Source organism: Nocardia sp. CC213A (assembly GCF_030766805.1).
In the GTDB taxonomy this organism is placed as follows: domain Bacteria; phylum Actinomycetota; class Actinomycetes; order Mycobacteriales; family Mycobacteriaceae; genus Nocardia; species Nocardia otitidiscaviarum.
Window position 1 is genome coordinate 211631 of the sequence record NZ_JASFXA010000008.1, and the last position, 18996, is coordinate 230626.

Genomic DNA, 18996 nt, shown 5'->3' on the forward strand with positions numbered 1-18996 from the left:
GCTCTCGAACCGGACGGCAGCGGCGTCACTCCGACTTGAGCCGCCGCCCCAGCAGCTGCCCCACCGCCTCGGCGGCCGACAGGCCTTCGTGGCAGACGCGGTGCACGGCATCGGTGAGCGGCATTTCCACGCCGGTCCGCTCCGCCAGCGCGCGGACCGAGGTGCAGGACTTCACGCCCTCGGCGACCTGGCCGTGGGTGGCCTCCTGGGCGGTCTCCATGGTGCCGCCGGAGCCGAGCACATGACCGAAGGAGCGGTTGCGTGACAGCGGGGAGGTGCAGGTGGCGACCAGGTCGCCGACTCCGGCCAGACCGGCGAGGGTCACCGGTTCCGCGCCGAGGGCGACACCGAGCCGGATGATCTCGGCGAGCCCGCGGGTGATCAGGCTGGCGATCGAGTTGTCACCCAACCCCATGCCGGAGGCGATACCGCAGGCCAGGGCGATGACGTTCTTGCACGCACCGCCGATCTCGCAGCCCACCACATCGGTATTGGTGTAGGGCCGGAAGTAGCCGGTGGCGCAGGCCCGCTGCACCGCCTCGGCGCGCGCGGCGTCGCTGCACGCGACCACGGTGGCGGCGGGTTGGAGGGCGGCGATCTCCTTGGCCAGGTTCGGGCCGGACAGCACCGCCACCCGGCTCGGGTCGGCGCCGCTCACCTCGGCGATCACCTGGCTCATACGCAGCAGCGTGCCGGTCTCGATGCCCTTGGCCAGGCTCAGCAGCGTGGCGTCGGCCGGGATATCGGCCTTCCACGCCGCGAGATTGGCCCGCAGCGACTGCGACGGCACCGCCAGCACCACGATGTCCGCGCCGTCCAGCGCGATTCGGTGGTCGTCGGTGGCGGCGATGGGCGGCAGCTCCACCTCGGGCAGATACCAGGGGTTGCGATGCTCACCGGCGATCGCCTTCGCCACCTCCGGCCGCCGAGCCCACATGGTGACCTCGGTTCCCGCCTCCGCCAACACCTTCGCGAACGCGGTCCCCCACGACCCCGCTCCCAGCACCGCTGCCCTCGTCATCAGACCAATATATGCACCCGCCGCGCCCGGCCGGGCCACACCGCCACACCCGGGAACATTCCCGCGTGCTCGACCGCTTGGCATTCCAGAGCGGTGGTCGCGGACGGGCGTTCACGCGGCGTTTACTGCCACCGCCGCGCGCCGGGTAACCATCGAGTGGGAGGATTCGGGCATGCGCTCGTCCGTGCACGCCGTCATCGCGGTGAAGAGTCTCGAGCTCGCCAAGAGCCGACTCGCCGACCGGCTGCATCCACGCGACCGGCCCCGCCTGGTGCTGGCCATGCTCGCCGACACCGTGGACGCGGCCACCGCGACGCCGGAGATCGGCTCGGTCACGGTCGTCACGCCCGATCCGCGGGTCGCCGACCTGGTGCGCGGACTGGGGGCACACGTCCATCCCGAACCCCTCGATCCGGATACCGGGCGGCTGCCGGACGCGGCGCCACGCGCCGCCGCCGAGCCGCTCGATGCCATGGCGGCCCCGACCGGCTACCGCGCTCAGCCGCACGACCCGATGACATACCTGCGCGGCGAGGAGACCGACGTCAGCGCCGCGCGCCCGCGCGTCGGCGGGGTACCGGGGCGCGCGCTCCACACGGCCGAGTTCGACCCCGTCCCCCCGCGCGGCGGGCTGAACGCGGCCCTGTCCGCCGCCGCGGACGCGGTGCGCCGCAGGCACGGACCGGTGGAATTGCTCGCCCTGCAAGCGGATCTGCCCGCGCTGCGGCCCACCGAACTGTCGGGGGCGCTGGCCGCCGCCGGGCAATGCCGCCGCGCGGTGGTGGCCGACCACACCGGGACCGGCACCGTCGCCCTGCTCGTGCGCGACGGATCCACTCCGCTCACCCCACTTTTCGGCGCCGATTCGGCCCGCCGCCACATCGCCGCCGGTGCGGTGGAGTTGCTCGGTGACTGGCCCGGGTTGCGGCAGGACGTGGACACCGCCGACGATCTGGGCCGGGCGATGGCACTCGGCGTGGGCGTGAACACCCGCGCCCTGCTGAGTGAACTCGGTGTGTCGCGACGGCGAGATGGCAAACATTCAGTGGACCGCACGGGTCCGCCGGTGCGACGACCGGCGTGATCTGCGCTGCAATGGGCGGTGTCGGACAGGCGAGCCCCTCGGCAGATAGGGAATGATCGTGAGTGTGAGCGATACGGACACCGTCAAGCAACCGCCGCAGCTACCCGCGGCCCCGCCCGCGGCGACCCCACCGCCCACCCAGTCGAAGTTGCCGCAGGATCGCTATCTCAACCGGGAACTGAGCTGGCTCGATTTCAACGCCCGCGTGCTGGCCTTGGCCGAGGACCACTCGCAGCCCCTGCTCGAGCGCGCCAAATTCCTCGCCATCTTCGCGTCGAATCTCGACGAGTTCTACATGGTTCGCGTGGCCGGGCTGAAGCGCCGCGCCGAGACCGGTCTCTCGGTCCGCTCCGCCGACGGCCTGTCCCCCACCGAACAGCTCGACCTGATCGCCGCCCGCGCCCAGGAACTCGCCGACCGGCACGCCCGCGTCTTCCTCGATTCGGTGCTGTCCTCCCTGATCGAGGAGGGCATCGCCATCATCGGCTGGGCCGACCTCGACGACGCCGAGCGTCAACGCCTCTCCGGCTACTTCACCGACCAGGTCTTCCCCGTCCTCACCCCGCTGGCGGTGGATCCGGCCCACCCCTTCCCCTACATCTCCGGCCTCAGTCTCAATCTGGCCGTGACGGTGAAGGATTCGGAGACCGGCGGCGAGCACTTCGCCCGGGTGAAGGTGCCCGACAATGTGGACCGCTTCGTGCGGGTGCGCCGCTCCAACCCGGCGCGGGACGCCAACTCCCCCAGCGGATCCGCCATGGCGGCCTTCCTGCCCATGGAGGAGCTGATCGCGGCGCATCTGCCGCTGCTGTTCCCGGGAATGGAAGTGGTGGAACACCATTCGTTCCGCATCACCCGCAATGCCGATTTCGAGGTGGACGAGGACCGCGACGAGGACCTGCTGCAGGCCCTGGAACGCGAACTCGCCCGCCGCCGCTTCGGATCCCCGGTGCGGCTGGAGGTCTCCGACGATATGACCGAGCACATGCTCGATCTGCTGCTGCGCGAGCTCGACGTCGATCCCGGCGATGTCATCCAGGTGCCCGGCCTGCTCGACCTGTCCTGCCTGTGGCAGGTGTACGGGGTGGATCGCCCGCACCTCAAGGACGCGCCCTACGTGCCCGCCACGCCCCCGGCCTTCGGTGAACGGGAAACTCCGCGAAACGTTTTCGCCGCTCTGCGCGAGGGCGATGTACTCGTGCACCACCCCTACGACTCCTTCTCCACCAGCGTGCAGCGCTTCATCGAGCAGGCCGCCGCCGATCCGCAGGTGCTGGCCATCAAGCAGACCCTGTACCGCACCTCCGGCGACTCCCCCATCGTCAACGCCCTCATCGACGCCGCCGAGGCCGGTAAGCAGGTGGTGGCGCTGGTGGAGATCAAGGCCCGCTTCGACGAGCAGGCCAACATCAAGTGGGCCCGCGCCTTGGAGCAGGCGGGTGTGCACGTGGTCTACGGCCTCATCGGCCTCAAGACGCACTGCAAGACCTGCCTGGTGGTGCGTCGAGAAGGCGCGACCATCCGCCGCTACTGCCATATCGGCACCGGCAACTACAACCCCAAGACCGCGCGCCTCTACGAGGACGTCGGATTGCTCACGGCCGCACCGGAGATCGGTGCGGACCTCACCGATCTGTTCAATTCGCTGACCGGTTACTCGCGCAAGGCCAACTACCGCGATCTGCTGGTGGCCCCGATCGGGGTGCGCGCCGGGATCATCGAGCGCATCGAACGCGAGATCGAACTCGCCGAGCAGGGTGAGCAGGCGCGAATCCGGCTGAAGGCCAACGCCATCGTCGACGAACAGGTGATCGACGCCCTCTATCGCGCCTCCCAGGCGGGGGTGCCGGTGCAGATCGTGGTGCGCGGCATCTGCGGCCTGCGCCCCGGCGTGCCCGGGATGAGCGAGAACATCGAGGTGCGTTCGATTCTCGGCCGGTACCTGGAGCACTCCCGGGTGCTGCACTTCCAGGCGCAGGACGAGTACTGGATCGGCAGCGCCGATATGATGCACCGCAATCTGGACCGGCGTGTGGAGGTCATGGCGCAGGTGAAGGATCCGCGCCTGGCCAAGCAGCTGGGCGAGGTCTTCGATTCCGCGCTGCATCCCGACACCCGCTGCTGGGTGCTGCAATCCGACAGCAGTTGGCTGGCACGGCCGGATACCTCGGTGGCGGGTGAGCAGGTGCGCGACCACCAGGAGCACCTGATGCGGCTGCGTCGTCCGGATCGCCGGTGAGCGGCGCGCGCACCGATATGACCGAGGGCACCGCGACCGCTGAGAACGGCAACGGGATCAATGATCCCCGCGTGACACCCAATATCCTCGCCGCCGGCGCCGTGCTGTGGCGTCACGATCGCTCGGGCGGGCTGGAGATCGCCGTCGTGCACCGGCCCAAGTACAACGACTGGTCGCTGCCCAAGGGCAAGCTGGATCCCGGTGAGACGCCGATGGTCACCGCCGTGCGCGAGGTGGCGGAGGAGACCGGCCTACAGTGCCGGCTGGGCCGCTATCTGGGGCATGTGACCTATCCGATCCCGGGGCATCGCAAGCTCAAGCGGGTGTACTACTGGGCGGCCGAGGTGGTCGAGGGGGCGTTCTCGGCCAATTCCGAGGTGGACGAGCTGCAGTGGCAGCACATCGACGGGCTGATGGATCAGCTGTCCTATCCGATGGATCGCACCGTCGTGCGCAGCTTCCTGCGGTTACCGGCCGATACCGCCACCCTGCTGGTGGTGCGGCACGCCAAGGCCGGGCGCAAGGAGCGCTTCTCCGGCCCGGACGACGAGCGGCCGCTCGAGAAGGCGGGGCGCGCCCAGGCCGCGGCGCTGGTGCCGAATCTGCTCGCCTTCGGCGCCGACGAAATCCACTCGGCCCCACCGCTGCGCTGCGTGCAGACCGTGGCCCCGCTGGCCGAGAAACTGGGCGTCGATATCGTCCGGGAGCCGTTGTTCTCCGAGGCCGGGTACGCGCAGGCGCCCGATGCGGCGCTGCGGCGGGCCGTGGAACTGGTTTCCGAGGACACCGTTCCGGTCATCTGCAGCCAGGGCAAGGTGATTCCGGATCTGCTCGACCGCTGGGCGGCCCGCGACGGCGTGGGTTTGCCGCCTGCCCGCAATCGCAAGGGCAGCGTATGGGTGTTGTCACTGCGCCGGGGTCGCCTGGTGGCCGCCGACCACCTCGACCGCGCCCTCACCATCAATATCGGACACTAGACCAAATTCGGTGTGCCGCTGGCGGATGCAGCGCCGTCAGCGGCGTATTCGTCGGGCGGAGATACGGTCTCCATTTATACGGTCATCCGACCATTCCAACTGAGATCATTTCCGCCGTCACAGCCGTTCCATTCCGGCACACCGGCACCATTTCGCACCGTCACAGGCCCATTTCGCATCAGCGCTAGCGCATTTCACCGCGCAGGCGGCGTACCGGTCCAAAACCCCGCTCCGACAGGCCGATCCGGCCCCTGACGGGGCGATCTGCCCCCGACCGGCCCGATTCCCCGTCCCGGCAGGCGAATCCGGGCCCTGACATGCGAAACGGCCCGGGCCGATGGCCGGGCCGTTTCGCATATGTCGTCCCACTGCGTAGCGCAGTGCCTCCGCTGGACGCTACCCCCGTCAGCGACGGGCGGTGCGCTTGGCGGCGGTCTTCTTCGCGGGCGCCTTCTTCGCGGCCGTCTTCTTGGCCGTGGTCTTCTTCGCCGCAGTTGCCTTGGCAGTGGTCTTCTTTGCCGCCGTCTTCTTGGCGACCGGGGCCTTCTTCGCGGCCGTCTTCTTGGCCGTGGTCTTCTTGGCCACGGTCTTCTTGGCCGCCGCCTTCTTGGCCGGGGCCTTCGACGCGGCCTTCTTCGCCGTGGTCTTGGCCGGGGCCTTGGTGGCGGTGGTCTTCTTCGCGGCGGCCTTCTTGGCCGTCTTCTTGGCGGTCGTCTTCTTGGCGCCCGCCGCCTTGCCCGACACCGGGGCGGCCACACCGCGTTTCACGGCCGGGCCGCTCGCCGCGATCTTCTGCTTACCCGCGATGATCGCCTTGAACTGCGCGCCCGGACGGAACGCGGGGACCGAAGTCGGCTTCACCTTGACGGTTTCGCCGGTGCGCGGGTTACGGGCGACGCGAGCGGCCCGCTTACGCTGTTCGAAGACACCGAATCCGGTGATGGTGACGCTTTGGCCTTTGTTCACAGCGCGCACGATGGTGTCGACCATCTGCTCCACTGCCGCAGTAGCCGTGCGCCTGTCAGTACCCAACTTCTCGGTCAGAACATCGATCAGTTCCGCCTTGTTCATTGAATCCTCCGCAGACTAAATGGCCCGTCGTCGGACCGACTAGGTACCACGTTAAACCTTCATTGGGCAAGAGTCTATGTGCCACGCCAAAATTCATGTGGCGTGGCACACGCCCAGCAACCTGGTTTGGGAGGGTTCAGCTAACGGTTCCCAATGATTACGTCTGCGAAATATGGGCCGGAATCGTCGTCGGTTTCCAAGCTGGCCTTGCCTTTTCGTAGGCGTCGATCTCGTCGCAGCGACGCAGAGTGAGACCGATGTCGTCCAGCCCTTCGAGCAGGCGCCACCTGGTGTAGTCATCAATATCGAACGGCAACACAACGGTTCCCGCCGACACCGTGCGCGCCTCGAGGTCGGTCACCAATTCCAGACCGGGCTGTTCCTCGAGCAACTTCCAGAGCAATTCGACATCGTTCTGTGACATTCGAGCGGCCACCAGACCGCCCTTGCCGGCGTTGCCCCGGAAGATGTCGGCGAAGCGCGAGGAGATCACGACCCGGAAGCCGTAGTCCATGAGCGCCCAAACCGCGTGCTCTCGTGAGGATCCGGTACCGAAATCCGGACCGGCGACCAGGACACTACCCCGCTTGTAAGGCTCGGTGTTCAGAATGAAGTGCGGATCCGTTCGCCAGGCCGCGAACAGACCGTCCTCGAATCCCGTTCGGGTGACGCGCTTCAGATACACGGCCGGGATGATCTGGTCGGTGTCGACGTTGGACCGGCGCAGCGGAACACCGATCCCCTTGTGAACCTTGAACGCTTCCATCGTTTACTCCTGAAGTCTGGTGAGAAAGGGCCGAATCGAGCCGGATCAGTTCAGATCGGCCGGTGAGGACAGGGTTCCGCGCACCGCGGTGGCCGCCGCGACCAGCGGCGAGACCAGATGCGTGCGGCCGCCCTTGCCCTGGCGGCCCTCGAAATTGCGGTTCGAGGTGGAGGCACAGCGCTGACCGGGGGACAGCTGGTCGGGATTCATGCCCAGGCACATCGAACACCCGGCCTGGCGCCATTCCGCGCCGGCGGCGGTGAAAATCTCGCCCAGCCCCTCCTTTTCCGCCTGCGCCCGCACCCGCATGGAGCCCGGGACGATCAGCATCCGCACACCCGCCGCGACCGTGCGGCCCTTCAGAACTTCCGCGACCGCGCGCAGATCCTCGATGCGGCCATTGGTGCACGAACCCACGAAAACGGTGTCGACACCGACCTCGCGCAGCGGCATCCCCGGGGTCAGATCCATGTAGCGCAGCGCCTTCTCGGCCGCCTCGCGCTCGGTCTCGTCGGCGATCTCGGCCGGAACCGGCACGGTGGCGCCCAACGGCGCGCCCTGCCCCGGATTGGTGCCCCACGTGACGAAAGGCGTCAGCGCCGACGCGTCGATATGCACCTCGGCGTCGAAAACCGCGCCCTCGTCGGTCTTCAGGGCCTCCCAGGCCGCCACGGCGGCGTCCCAGTCCGCACCCTGCGGGGCGTGCGGGCGGCCCTTCAGGAATTCGTAAGTCACCTCGTCGGGCGCGACCATACCCGCCCGGGCACCGGCCTCGATCGACATGTTGCACATGGTCATCCGGGCCTCCATGGACATGGAGCGCACCGCATCGCCGCGGTACTCCAGCACATAGCCCTGCCCGCCGCCGGTGCCGATCTGCGCGATGACCGCGAGGATCACGTCCTTGGAGGTCACGCCCGGCGGCAGCTCACCGTCGATATTGATGGCCATGGTCTTGAACGGCCGCAACGACAGAGTCTGGGTCGCCAGCACATGTTCCACCTCGGAGGTGCCGATTCCCATGGCCAGCGCGCCGAACGCGCCGTGCGTGGAGGTGTGCGAATCACCGCACACCACGGTCGTTCCCGGCTGGGTCAGTCCCAGCTGCGGGCCGACCACGTGCACGATGCCCTGGTCCAGATCGCCCATCGGGTGCAGCCGGATGCCGAATTCCGCGCAGTTGCGGCGCAGCGTCTCCACCTGGGTGCGCGACACCGGATCGGCGATCGGCTTGTCGATGTCGATGGTCGGGACGTTGTGGTCCTCGGTGGCGATGGTGAGATCCGGGCGGCGCACCGGGCGACCCGCCTGCCGAAGGCCGTCGAACGCCTGCGGACTGGTCACCTCGTGGACCAGGTGCAGGTCGATGTAGATGAGGTCGGGTTCGCGCTGATCGCCCTCGCCCGCGCCGCGGACGACGACGTGCTGCTCCCAGACCTTCTCCGCCAGAGTGCGTGGCCGGTGGGCCATATCTCCATCACCTTTCGATAGACATCGCCGCGCCCGGGCTGGTGGCGCGGTCGTAGCGGCTCGCGGGCCGTCGGGGAGTCGAGTTGCAATTCCCAACATACGAGACGCTAATATCGTTCTATGAGACAGCATAGCGGTATCGGGGTGCTCGACAAAGCCATGGCGGTGCTGGCCGCCGTCGCCGAGCAACCCTGCGGCCTCAACGAGCTGTGCACCCGCACCGGCCTGCCCCGCGCCACCGCGCACCGGCTGGCCGTGGGCCTGGAGGTGCACCGGATGCTGGCCCGCGACAACCAGGGCCTGTGGCGACCCGGACCCGCGCTGTCGGAGCTGGCCACCACCGCCAGCGACCCCCTGCTCGACGCGGCCGCCACCATCCTGCCGCGCCTGCGCGAGATCACCGGCGAGAGTGTGCAGCTCTACCGCCGCGACGGCAACGCCCGCGTCTGCGTGGCGGCCATGGAACCGGCCGCCGGACTGCGCGATACCGTGCCGATCGGGGCGCGCATGCCGCTCACCGCGGGATCGGCCGCCAAGGTGCTGCTCGCCTGGGCGGACACCGACCTGCAGCGCACCGTGCTGGCCGATGCCGTCTTCGGCGAGCGCGCGCTGGCCGAGGTCCGCCGCCGCGGCTGGGCGCAGAGCGCCGCCGAACGCGCGGCCGGGGTGGCGAGCGTGTCGGCCCCCGTGCGCGACGCCGCGGGCGCGGTGGTCGCCGCCGTCTCGGTATCCGGACCCATCGACCGGATGGGCCGCCGCCCGGGGGCGCGCTGGGCCGCCGATCTGGTGGCCGCCGCAGAGGCCCTCCACAAGCGCCTCTGACGGGCGTTCGGGACCCCGACGGGCCGCGATGCGCGCGGCGGCCCCACAGCCGCCACAGCGCCCACAATCACCTCTCCGGGATCACCGGTCACACGACCGCCGGGCGGCCCGTCCGAGACGGGCTATCGTTCGCCCGACGACGAGCCGGGCCGGTCGGTCTCGTCGGATTCGAGTTCGACCCGCACCGAGCCCGCGCGCACCGAGCGCAGCACGAGCCAGCAGATCGCGATCACACCGATGGCGACCAGCACCAGGGCCACGAACGCCGCGATTTCAGCGATGGGTCGACCTCCCTATCAGGCGAATGATGCCGTCATAGTAGCCGCCCTCGCCAGCGGCCGCCGTCACCACCGCGTCAGCGGCGTGACCTGGCCCATACGCCGTAAAGTACAGTCTCCGCATGGGAGTTAATCAACGCGCCGCGATCGTGATGACCGACCAGGAGATCACCGATTTCCTCGAACGCAGCCGCATCGCCACCCTGGCCACGCTCGGCCCCACGGGCACGCCGCACCTCACCGCCATGTGGTACGGCCTGATCGACGGTCACATCTGGTTCGAGACCAAGGCCAAGTCGCAGAAGGCCGTCAATCTGCGCCGCGATCCGCGCGTCACCGTGCTGGTCGAGGCCGGCGACACCTATGACCAGCTACGCGGTGTGTCCATCGAGGGGCGGGCCGAAATCGTCGATGATCCCGAGGCGCTGTTCCGGGTCGGCGTCAGCGTGTGGGAGCGCTACACCGGCCCCTACAGCGAGGATATGAAGCCGTTCGTGGAGCAGATGCTGAACAAGCGCGTGGCCGTGCGCGTGGTGCCGGAACGGGTGCGCAGCTGGGATCACCGCAAACTCGGCATGCCCGCGATGCCGTTGGGCGGTTCAACCGCGAAAGCCTTGGACTGAGAATCTCGTTCGGCACGCCTCGCGCGAACCCGGCGAGAACAGTGAAAGGCCCCCAACCGAGGTTGGGGGCCTTTCCTTGTAGTCCCGACGGGATTTGAACCCGCGCTACCGCCTTGAGAGGGCGGCGTCCTAGGCCGCTAGACGACGGGACCAGGATTGGTTGCGAGCAACCGAGAGCTCCGGAAAGCTCCGCTGGGGTACCAGGACTCGAACCTAGAATGGCTGAACCAGAATCAGCTGTGTTGCCAATTACACCATACCCCAATGACCTGGGCGTTCGGTCGCTCCCTTGTGGGGCTCTCGACCTCGCTTCCGGCCGAGAAAGAGATTACCAAACGCCACCCGGTCAACTACAAATCGGCTGGTCAGACCCCCTGTTTCCGGTCATTTCGGGCCGCTGGCGACCAGTGCGGCACGCAACCGGGCCATGGCGGTCTCCCGGCCGAGCAGCTCCAGGGACTCGTACAGCGGCGGGCTGATGTGCGACCCGGTGACGGCCACCCGCACGGGCGCGAACGCCTTGCGCGGCTTCAGGCCGAGCCCGTCGATGAGCGCACCCTTGAGCGCCTCCTCGATCGGGGCGGCGGTCCACTCGGAAACTCCGTCCAGTGCGGAAACGGCCGCTTCCAGCACCGGAACGGCGTCGGGGCCGAGATTCTTTTGCGCGGCAGCCTCGTCGACGGTGAACTCGTCGGCCGGGACGAAAAGGAACTTCAATAGATCCCACGCATCGCCGAGCACCACGATCCGGGTCTGCACGAGATCGGCCGCAATGGCGAACAGCTTGTCGTCCACCTCCGCGCCGATATGACCGTGTTCGGTCAGGTAAGCGCGCAGCCGGTGAGCAAAGTCACCCGGTTCCAGCAAACGAATATGTTCGGCGTTGATCGCATCGGCCTTCTTCTGGTCGAAACGCGCCGGATTCGAATTTACTTTCGAGATATCGAACGCCGCCACCATCTCCGCCATGGAGAAGACGTCATGATCATCGGCGATGCTCCAGCCGAGCAGCGCCAGATAATTCAGCAAACCCTCCGGAATGAACCCGCGGTCGCGGTGATGGAGGAGATTCGACTCCGGGTCACGCTTCGACAGCTTCTTGTTCCCCTGCCCCATCACGAAGGGCAGATGGCCGAACTCCGGGGTGAACTCGGCGACCCCGATCCGCCGCAGCGCCGCGTACAGCGCCAACTGCCGCGGCGTGGACGACAGCAGATCCTCGCCGCGCAAGACGTGGGTGATCCGCATCATGGCATCGTCGACCGGGTTCACCAGCGTGTAGAGCGGATCGCCGGTGCCGCGGGTGAGCGCGAAGTCCGGGACCACACCCGCCTTGAAGGTGGTCTCCCCGCGCACCAGATCGGTCCAGGTGAGGTCGTGGTCGGGCATCCGCAGCCGGATGACGGCGGGGCGGCCCTCGGCCTTGTAGGCGGCGATCTGCTCGGCGGTCAGATCGCGGTCGTAGTTGTCGTAGCCCAGTTTCGGGTCGCGACCGGCGGCCCGGTGCCGGGCCTCCACTTCCTCAGGGGTGGAGAAGGATTCGTACGCCTCCCCCGCCTCCAGCAACCGGCGCACCACGTCCACGTGGATGTCCCTCCGCTGCGACTGCCGATACGGGCCGTAGGGCCCGCCGACCTCGGGTCCCTCGTCCCAGGTGAGGCCGAGCCAGCGCAGGGCGTCGAGAATCGCCTGGTAGCTCTCCTCGGAATCACGTGCGGCATCGGTGTCTTCGATGCGGAAGACGAAGGTGCCGCCGGTGTGCCGGGCGAAGGCCCAGTTGAACAGGGCGGTGCGGACCAGGCCGACGTGCGGCGTGCCGGTGGGCGACGGGCAGAACCGGACCCGGACGTCGGACCCGGCGGGCGGGGAGTGGGGGTGTGACATCAGCTCTTCTCTCGATCAGCGTTTGGTGGCAACGGGATTGGTGAGGGTGCCGATGCCCTCGACGGTCACGGACACGCTCTGCCCCTCCCGCATCGGCCCCACGCCCTCCGGCGTGCCGGTGAGGATGACATCGCCGGGCAGCAGCGTCATCACGGTGGACACCCACTCGATCAGCTTCGGGATGTCGTGCAGCAGTAGCGAAGTACGGCTGCGCTGCTTCACCTCGCCGTCGAGCTCGGTGACGATCTCCAGATCCGATGGGTCCACCGAGGTTTCGATCCACGGCCCCAGCGGGCAGAAGGTGTCGTAACCCTTGGCCCGGGTCCACTGGCCGTCGTGACGCTGCTGGTCGCGGGCGGTGACGTCATTGGCGACGGTGTAGCCCAGAATCGCCGAGTGGGCCTTGGCGGCCGGGACGTTCTTGAAGGCACCGCCGATGACGATGGCCAATTCACCCTCGTAATCCACCTGAGAAGAGCTGGGCGGCAGGATGATCGGCAGGTTGGGGCCGATCACCGAGGTATTCGGCTTCATGAAGATGACCGGATCGGCCGGGGCCGGGCCGCCCATCTCCTCGGCGTGGGCCGCGTAGTTCTTGCCGATGCAGATCACCTTGCTCGGCAGGATGGGCGCGAGCAGCCGCACGTCGGCCAGCGGCCAGCTGCGGCCGGTGAACGTCGGTGTACCGAACGGATGTTCGGCGATTTCGCGGGCGACGGTGTCGCCGTCGTCTCCTTCGATGCTGACGAAAGCGACCCCATCGGGGCTGGCAACTCGACCTAGGCGCATGGGTCGCAGTCTATCGACCGGCTTCCACCTGCCCGAACGTGCCCGGCCAAGGGCGGCCACGAACCTCGGACGCCCGGAACACGACGGCCGCGCAGCGGCCGAGCCACCCTCTCCGACACCCGTCGCGGCGGATGTGAAAACGACCGTAACGCAACGCAACTCGACGGAAATCGACAAGGCCGTCGAACCGCCGCGCCGGTGTGAGCAAACAGACAGCTCGCCACTGGAATCGACTTGCGCCACGGGTGTACCGTGAGCGACGATGCCCACAAAGTAAGACACATATCCTACATATTGAGACGCGAGGTGATGGCCATGGCCACCGTGACCCAGATCGGCACGTCGAAACGGTGGTCCATGCTCGCGCTCGGCGTCTTCACACAGGCCGCCAGCGCGGTCTTCGTGCACGGGACCCCGTTCCTGCTGCCCGCCCTGACCGAGCGCGGACTGTCGCTGGCCACGGCCGGTCTGCTGGTGTCCATGCCCACAGTGGGCCTGGTGTGCACGCTGATCGCCTGGGGCTACGTGGTGGACCGCATCGGCGAACACCGGGTGCTGGTGGCCGGACCGGCATTGATGCTGGTCGCGGGCGTGGCAGCGGCCACGGTCACCGATTACGCCGCGCTCGGCGCACTGCTGTTCCTGGGCGGCATGGGCGCTGCCAGCACCAATGGCGCGAGCGGCCGGGTGATCGTGGGCTGGTTCCCGCCCGAGCGCCGCGGCCTGGCCATGGGCATCCGGCAGACGGCCCAGCCGCTGGGGGTGGGCATCGGCGCGCTGAGCATCCCCACCGTCGCTGCGGCGCACGGCTTCTCGACCGCCATCCTGGTTCCGGCCGTGATGGCGGGGCTCGCCGCCATCGGCTGCCTTCTCGGCATCGTCGATCCGCCGCGCCCGGAACCCACGGGCGCGTACGGCCGACCGGCCAATCCGTACCGAGGTGACGCCACCCTGTGGCGCATCCATATCGTCTCGGTGCTGCTGGTCATCCCGCAGGCGGCGCTGTGGACCTTCGCACTGCTGTGGCTGCACCGCGATATCGGCTGGTCACTGCCGGTGGCCGGGGCGGTGGTCACCGCCACCCAGCTGCTGGGCGCGGGTGGCCGCATCGGCGCGGGCATCTGGTCCGACCGGGTCGGCAGCCGCTTGCGACCGCTGCGCACGGTGGCCGTCGCGGCCGTGATCTCCATGGCCGCCCTGGGCGTCACGGCCTGGCTGGAATGGTGGTGGCTGGCGGTCCCGATCATGTTCGCGGCCTCGGTCATCACCGTCTCGGACAATGGCCTCGCCTTCACCGCGGTCGCCGAAATCGCCGGACCGTATTGGAGCGGACGCGGTTTGGGCATCCAGAACACCGGCCAGAACCTGGCCTCGGCGGCCCTGGCCCCCACCTTCGGGGCCCTCATCACCGTCGCGGGCTTCCCCGCCGCCTACCTCCTGGCCGCCGTAATCGCCGTGGCGGCCGTCCCATTGGTGCCCGCCGACCCGAAACCAGGGGCAACACAGTGACTCCCGTGACACCGATACACGGAAGCGACTGATGTGACATACACATCCACGCTGGTGATCCGCCCGCGCGCATCACCCTCGGACAACCGAACGCCCGCGCCGGAAAGGTCTTCCAGCACGGGCGTTTTCGAGGTTGAAGCCACAACACGAAGGGTTGCCGCGATCGGCGGCCGCCGCGGCGCGAGAGCTCAGGCCCGCCGAATCACACCGAGGCGGCGATGCGGTCGCCGACCTCGACGGTAGACGCCGCGCCGGTGCGGGCGGCGAGGTCCTTGGCGACGGCGGCCTCGATACGGGCGGCGGCCTCGGCGTCGCCGAGGTGGGCGAGCAGCAGGGAGACCGAGAGGATGGCGGCGGTGGGGTCGGCCTTGGACCGGCCCGCGATATCGGGGGCGCTGCCGTGCACCGGCTCGAACATGGACGGGTTGGCGCCGGAGGCGTCGATATTGCCGGAGGCGGCCAGGCCGATACCGCCGGAGACGGCGGCGGCCAGGTCGGTGATGATGTCGCCGAACAGGTTGTCGGTGACGATCACGTCGAAGCGGCCCGGATCGGTGACCATGTGGATGGTCGCGGCATCGATGTGCTGGTAGGCCAGTTCGATATCGGGGTACTCGACGGCGACCTCGTTCACGGTGCGCTGCCACAGCGAACCGGCGTAGGTGAGCACATTGTTCTTGTGCACCAGGGTGAGATGCTGGCGGCGCTGCTTGGCCTTCTCGAAGGCGTAGCGCACCACGCGCTCGATGCCGAAGCGGGTGTTGGTGGAGACCTCGGTGGCCACCTCGTGCGGGGTGTTCACCCGGATCGCGCCGCCGGTACCGGTGTACGGGCCCTCAGTGCCCTCCCGCACGACGACGAAGTCGATCTCCGGGTTGGCCGACAGCGGCGAGGTGACGCCGGGGTAGAGCTTGGACGGGCGCAGGTTCACGTGGTGATCGAGTTCGAACCGGGTGCGCAGCAGCAGTCCGCGCTCGAGCACGCCGCTGGGCACCGACGGGTCACCGATCGCACCGAGCAGAATAGCGTCGTGCTGCTTCAACTCGGGCAGCACGGAGTCCGGCAGGATCTCGCCGGTCGCATGGAACCGCTTGGCTCCCAGGTCGTATTCGGTCTTCTCGACACCGGGCACCACCACGTCGAGCACCTTGAGGGCCTCGGCGATGACCTCGGGACCGATACCGTCGCCCGGGATGACAGCGAGTTTCATGAACTTTGCTCCGTTCGGATATGACGCCCGTGAGTTGCGCTCCGCCGCATCGACGGGCGGAGTGATCCACGGGCCACGATAGCGGGTACCCGCTCGCTCACCCGCACCAGGGCAACCGCATCTCAATCAATGGGATGAGGCCGCAGCAGGTGAGGTAGGCAACTTCCCAATCTATGAGATTTCGAGACCCCGACTGCACCCGGAACGCGCCGAGCCCCCTCCAGACTCGCGGAAGGGGGCTCGGCGGCAAGGACTTTCGGGCGTCTCGGCCGCCCGGGAACTCAGCTCAGGTCGACCTGCGCGACCTTGGCCGCGCCGACGGCTTCGGCGATGGACGCCTGCACCTCGGCCGGAACCTCCTGGTTGACGCGCAGCACGACGGTCGCGCCCTCCTTGTCGAGGTCCTGGGTGAGCTGCGCGGCGAGGATGTCGATCCCGGCCTCGCCCAGCTTGCCGGCCAGGCGGCCCAGCTGGCCCGGACGGTCCTCGTAGTTGAGGACGGCCAGGTTGAGGCCCTCGGCGCGCATGTCGTAGTTGCGGCCGTTGATATTGACGATCTTCTGCACCTGCTGCGGCTCGGTCAGCGTGCCCGCCACATTCAGGGTGCGACCGTCGCCGAAGACGGCGCGCAGATCGACCAGGCTGCGGTGGGTCGGGCTCTCGGTGTGGGTGGTGACCGAGGCCTCCAGGCCGCGGTCCTTGGCCAGCGACGGCGCGTTGACGAAGGTGACCGCGTCTTCGATGAGCGCCGAGAACACCCCGCGCAGGGCCGAGAGCTCCAGCACCGCAACGTCGTTGGCGGCCAGCTCGCCGCGCACCTGAACCTCCAGGCTGACCGGAAGCTCATCGGCGAGCGCACCGAGCAGCGCGCCCTGCTTGCGCACGATCTCCAGCCACGGGGCGACGTCGTCGGTGACCGAGCCGCCGGTGACATTGACCGCGCCGGGCACGAACTCACCGGCGAGGGCGAGCTGCACGGACTTGGCGACATCGGTGCCGGCGCGGTCCTGCGCCTCGGCGGTGGAAGCGCCCAGGTGCGGGGTCACGACGACCTGCGGCAGGTTGAACAGCGGGCTGTCGGTGCACGGCTCGGTCTCGAACACGTCGATACCGGCGGCGCGCACGTGGCCGGAGGTGATGGCGTCGGCCAGGGCCTGCTCGTCGATCAGACCGCCGCGAGCGGCGTTGACGATGATGACGCCCTTCTTGGTCTTGGCGATCGTCTCGGCATTGAGCATGCCCTTGGTCTCGGGCGTCTTGGGCAGGTGGATGGAGATGAAGTCGGCGCGCTCGAGCACCTCGTCCAGGCTCACCAGTTCGATGCCGAGCTGCGCGGCCCGGGCCGGGGAGGTGTAGGGGTCGTACGCGATGATCTTGGTCTCGAAGGCCGCGAGGCGCTGCGCGAACAGCTGCCCGATCCGACCCAGGCCGATGACGCCGACGGTCTTGCCGAGAATCTCGACACCGTTGAACTTGCTGCGCTGCCAGGTGTGCTCACGCAGGGTGGCGTCGGCGGCCGGGATCTGGCGGGCGGCGGCCAGCAGCAGGGTGACCGCGTGCTCGGCGGCGGTGTGGATATTGGAGGTCGGCGCGTTGACCACCATGACACCGCGCTCGGTGGCGGCCGGGACGTCGACATTGTCGAGGCCCACGCCCGCGCGGGCGACGATCTGCAGCTTCTTGCCGGCCTCGAGCACCTCGGCGTCGACGGTGGTGGCGGAGCGCACCAGCAGCGCGTCGGCCTCGGGCACGGCGGCGAGCAGCTCGGCCCGGTTGGGTCCGTCGACCCAGCGAACCTCGACGCCGTCACCGAGCGCGTCGACGGTCGACTGGGCGAGCTTGTCGGCGATCAGAACTACAGGACGGCCTGCTTGGCTCACTGGGGGTACTCCTGGAGGAATGGGGTCGGCATTTTCGCGGCCCAGCTTAATGGGCGCGATTTCGGGTGGCCTTACCGCCTGGTAGGCGGGTGCCTTCACTACGGCGAGCGGGGACTTCCCACTGAGCGGGACTTTCTAGGTCGATTGTCCAGATTCAATGCGCGGCGGACGCTCTACGCGGCTACGGTGCCGCGCATGTCTCGCAGATTGCTGGCGGCGGCCGCACTGGCCGCCCTCCCCCTCGCCGCGGCGGTTCCGGCCACGGCCGCCCCGACCGCGAACAAGGTCGTCGTCATCGGCATCGACGGCACGCTGTGGAGTGAGGTGCGCGCCGCGAACGCCCCGAATCTGGGCCGCCTGGCCGCCGAGGGCACCCTCGCCCGCACCTCCATCGCCCCGCACACCACCATGTCGTGCGTGTCCTGGGCGACCGCGCTGACCGGCGTGTGGGATACCAAACACGGCATCCAGGACAACGGGTCCACCTGCAACCCAACACCTTTCGCGTCGTACCCGACGGTGTTCACCCAGGTGGAGCGGACCCGGCCGCACCTGTCCACGGCATCCATCGGAACCTGGGACACGATCGGCATGATCGCGCGCACCGGCGACCCGAGTGCCGACCGGGTGAAGGTCACGCAGATGGATCCGACCGGTGCGGGCATCTGCGAGACGACGGCCGACGCGAACGCGACCGCGGACGTGGTCTCCGCCGTCGAGGACGGCACGGATCTGGTGTTCACCCACCTGGATCAGGTGGACATCGTGGGCCATACGCTGCGCGGCATCTGGCCGCAGGCGTACCGCGACGCCATCGGCCGGGCGGACACCCTGGTCGGCAAGATCACGGCGGCGGTGGACGCCCGCGCCGCGGCGCATCCCGACGAACGGTGGACGATTCTGGTCACCACCGACCACGGCCACACACCGGACGGCGGGCACGGCGGGCAGAGTGCGTACGAGACGGCCAGTTTCGTCATCGCGCGCGGCGCGGGCTTCGCGGCCGGCGCCGAGTACAACGGCTACACGCTGGCCGACATCACGCCGACCGTGCTGGACCTGCTCGACATCCCCGCGCCCGGGAACCTGGACGGCGCGTCCATGCTGTCGGGCGGATCGGGCGACCCGTCCGCCCCGGTGCCCGATACGCCGCCGGTCGACTCCGGAATCACCGGCTCGTCCTCCGGCTCGGCGCAGGCCGCGATGGTGAACAATCCACTCTGCATCCTGGGCAGCGGCTCGGCCAGCGGCTCCGCGAGTGGATCGTTCGATAAATAGCCGGAAACGCGAAAAGCCGACCTCGGGGCTGCGGATCCCGAGGTCGGCTTTCGAAGTCGACTAATTCGACGTCAGATTCAGCCGCCGAACGAGCC

At 68.6% G+C, this 18996-nt stretch carries 16 protein-coding genes and 2 tRNA genes; 7 read left to right on the top strand and 11 right to left on the bottom strand.

From position 1 onward, the window contains the following. Positions 1-25: 25 nt before the first annotated feature. Positions 26-1021, bottom strand: coding sequence for an NAD(P)H-dependent glycerol-3-phosphate dehydrogenase (locus tag QJS31_RS17145; protein ID WP_306357140.1), 996 nt, complete (start codon positions 1019-1021; stop codon positions 26-28). A 172-nt stretch (positions 1022-1193) separates the two neighbouring features. On the opposite strand from QJS31_RS17145, the gene cofC reads away from it, so the two are divergent. The 3 genes from cofC to QJS31_RS17160 are packed head-to-tail and all read left to right on the top strand — an operon-like array spanning position 1194 to position 5321. Next, entirely contained in the window at positions 1194-2105 is a 912-nt protein-coding gene (gene cofC / locus QJS31_RS17150; protein WP_306357141.1) for a 2-phospho-L-lactate guanylyltransferase, read from the top strand. 52 nt (positions 2106-2157) lie between these two features. Next, positions 2158-4344: an RNA degradosome polyphosphate kinase gene (locus QJS31_RS17155; RefSeq protein WP_306357142.1), complete on the top strand. Its 2187-nt coding sequence runs from the start codon at positions 2158-2160 to the stop codon at positions 4342-4344. A 17-nt stretch (positions 4345-4361) separates the two neighbouring features. Further along, positions 4362-5321, top strand: coding sequence for an NUDIX hydrolase (locus tag QJS31_RS17160; RefSeq protein WP_282786109.1), 960 nt, complete (start codon positions 4362-4364; stop codon positions 5319-5321). 405 nt (positions 5322-5726) lie between these two features. On the opposite strand, the gene QJS31_RS17165 is transcribed toward QJS31_RS17160, so the two are convergent. From QJS31_RS17165 to leuC, 3 genes are all read right to left on the bottom strand, one after another. Beyond that, positions 5727-6392 carry an HU family DNA-binding protein gene (locus QJS31_RS17165; protein ID WP_282786164.1) on the bottom strand — a complete coding sequence of 222 codons (666 nt, stop codon included), beginning with the start codon at positions 6390-6392 and terminating at the stop codon, positions 5727-5729. Between the two features lie 157 nt (positions 6393-6549). After that, the gene (gene leuD, locus QJS31_RS17170; RefSeq protein WP_029930116.1) at positions 6550-7158 is read right to left on the bottom strand and encodes a 3-isopropylmalate dehydratase small subunit; all 609 of its coding nucleotides are present in this window, start codon (positions 7156-7158) and stop codon (positions 6550-6552) included. 45 nt (positions 7159-7203) lie between these two features. Then, positions 7204-8628 (bottom strand): 3-isopropylmalate dehydratase large subunit, encoded by a 1425-nt coding sequence (leuC, locus tag QJS31_RS17175; RefSeq protein ID WP_282786165.1) that lies wholly within the window; start codon positions 8626-8628, stop codon positions 7204-7206. A gap of 120 nt (positions 8629-8748) precedes the next feature. Between leuC and QJS31_RS17180 the strand changes: the two genes are divergently transcribed. Beyond that, positions 8749-9450: an IclR family transcriptional regulator gene (locus QJS31_RS17180; protein WP_029930118.1), complete on the top strand. Its 702-nt coding sequence runs from the start codon at positions 8749-8751 to the stop codon at positions 9448-9450. Between the two features lie 122 nt (positions 9451-9572). Here QJS31_RS17180 and QJS31_RS17185 read toward each other — a convergent pair whose 3' ends face one another. Beyond that, positions 9573-9710 (bottom strand): hypothetical protein, encoded by a 138-nt coding sequence (locus QJS31_RS17185; RefSeq protein ID WP_306357143.1) that lies wholly within the window; start codon positions 9708-9710, stop codon positions 9573-9575. 140 nt (positions 9711-9850) lie between these two features. On the opposite strand from QJS31_RS17185, the gene QJS31_RS17190 reads away from it, so the two are divergent. Then, complete coding sequence (locus QJS31_RS17190; protein WP_306357144.1) at positions 9851-10351, top strand: pyridoxamine 5'-phosphate oxidase family protein; 501 nt, start codon at positions 9851-9853, stop codon at positions 10349-10351. Positions 10352-10430: 79 nt separating this feature from the next. Here QJS31_RS17190 and QJS31_RS17195 read toward each other — a convergent pair. The 4 genes from QJS31_RS17195 to QJS31_RS17210 all read right to left on the bottom strand — a co-directional run bounded on the left by QJS31_RS17195 (position 10431) and on the right by QJS31_RS17210 (position 13024). Then, positions 10431-10503, bottom strand: a tRNA-Glu gene (locus tag QJS31_RS17195). A gap of 40 nt (positions 10504-10543) precedes the next feature. After that, positions 10544-10615, bottom strand: a tRNA-Gln gene (locus QJS31_RS17200). 120 nt (positions 10616-10735) lie between these two features. Beyond that, complete coding sequence (gltX, locus tag QJS31_RS17205; RefSeq protein WP_306357145.1) at positions 10736-12235, bottom strand: glutamate--tRNA ligase; 1500 nt, start codon at positions 12233-12235, stop codon at positions 10736-10738. A gap of 15 nt (positions 12236-12250) precedes the next feature. Continuing rightward, on the bottom strand, positions 12251-13024 hold the full coding sequence (locus tag QJS31_RS17210; RefSeq protein WP_029930121.1) for a fumarylacetoacetate hydrolase family protein: 774 nt from the start codon (positions 13022-13024) through the stop codon (positions 12251-12253). A gap of 315 nt (positions 13025-13339) precedes the next feature. Here QJS31_RS17210 and QJS31_RS17215 point away from each other — a divergent pair, with 315 nt between their 5' ends. Beyond that, entirely contained in the window at positions 13340-14533 is a 1194-nt protein-coding gene (locus tag QJS31_RS17215) for an MFS transporter (RefSeq protein WP_306357146.1), read from the top strand. A gap of 202 nt (positions 14534-14735) precedes the next feature. Here the strand turns inward: QJS31_RS17215 and QJS31_RS17220 are convergent, their stop codons facing one another. Then, on the bottom strand, positions 14736-15743 hold the full coding sequence (locus QJS31_RS17220; protein WP_282785578.1) for a 3-isopropylmalate dehydrogenase: 1008 nt from the start codon (positions 15741-15743) through the stop codon (positions 14736-14738). Positions 15744-16024: 281 nt separating this feature from the next. Beyond that, the gene (serA, locus tag QJS31_RS17225) at positions 16025-17623 is read right to left on the bottom strand and encodes a phosphoglycerate dehydrogenase (protein ID WP_306357147.1); all 1599 of its coding nucleotides are present in this window, start codon (positions 17621-17623) and stop codon (positions 16025-16027) included. A gap of 195 nt (positions 17624-17818) precedes the next feature. Here serA and QJS31_RS17230 point away from each other — a divergent pair, with 195 nt between their 5' ends. Beyond that, positions 17819-18901 carry an alkaline phosphatase family protein gene (locus QJS31_RS17230; RefSeq protein WP_306357148.1) on the top strand — a complete coding sequence of 361 codons (1083 nt, stop codon included), beginning with the start codon at positions 17819-17821 and terminating at the stop codon, positions 18899-18901. The last annotated feature ends 95 nt before the right edge of the window (positions 18902-18996 follow it).

Coding starts and splice junctions, on each gene's coding strand:
- QJS31_RS17145 (WP_306357140.1), bottom strand. CDS start 1,021: ATGACGAGGGCAGCGGTGCTGGGAGCGGGGTCGTGGGGGACCGCGTTC.
- cofC (WP_306357141.1), top strand. CDS start 1,194: ATGCGCTCGTCCGTGCACGCCGTCATCGCGGTGAAGAGTCTCGAGCTC.
- QJS31_RS17155 (WP_306357142.1), top strand. CDS start 2,158: ATGATCGTGAGTGTGAGCGATACGGACACCGTCAAGCAACCGCCGCAG.
- QJS31_RS17160 (WP_282786109.1), top strand. CDS start 4,362: ATGACCGAGGGCACCGCGACCGCTGAGAACGGCAACGGGATCAATGAT.
- QJS31_RS17165 (WP_282786164.1), bottom strand. CDS start 6,392: ATGAACAAGGCGGAACTGATCGATGTTCTGACCGAGAAGTTGGGTACT.
- leuD (WP_029930116.1), bottom strand. CDS start 7,158: ATGGAAGCGTTCAAGGTTCACAAGGGGATCGGTGTTCCGCTGCGCCGG.
- leuC (WP_282786165.1), bottom strand. CDS start 8,628: ATGGCCCACCGGCCACGCACTCTGGCGGAGAAGGTCTGGGAGCAGCAC.
- QJS31_RS17180 (WP_029930118.1), top strand. CDS start 8,749: ATGAGACAGCATAGCGGTATCGGGGTGCTCGACAAAGCCATGGCGGTG.
- QJS31_RS17190 (WP_306357144.1), top strand. CDS start 9,851: ATGGGAGTTAATCAACGCGCCGCGATCGTGATGACCGACCAGGAGATC.
- gltX (WP_306357145.1), bottom strand. CDS start 12,235: ATGTCACACCCCCACTCCCCGCCCGCCGGGTCCGACGTCCGGGTCCGG.
- QJS31_RS17210 (WP_029930121.1), bottom strand. CDS start 13,024: ATGCGCCTAGGTCGAGTTGCCAGCCCCGATGGGGTCGCTTTCGTCAGC.
- QJS31_RS17215 (WP_306357146.1), top strand. CDS start 13,340: ATGGCCACCGTGACCCAGATCGGCACGTCGAAACGGTGGTCCATGCTC.
- QJS31_RS17220 (WP_282785578.1), bottom strand. CDS start 15,743: ATGAAACTCGCTGTCATCCCGGGCGACGGTATCGGTCCCGAGGTCATC.
- QJS31_RS17230 (WP_306357148.1), top strand. CDS start 17,819: ATGTCTCGCAGATTGCTGGCGGCGGCCGCACTGGCCGCCCTCCCCCTC.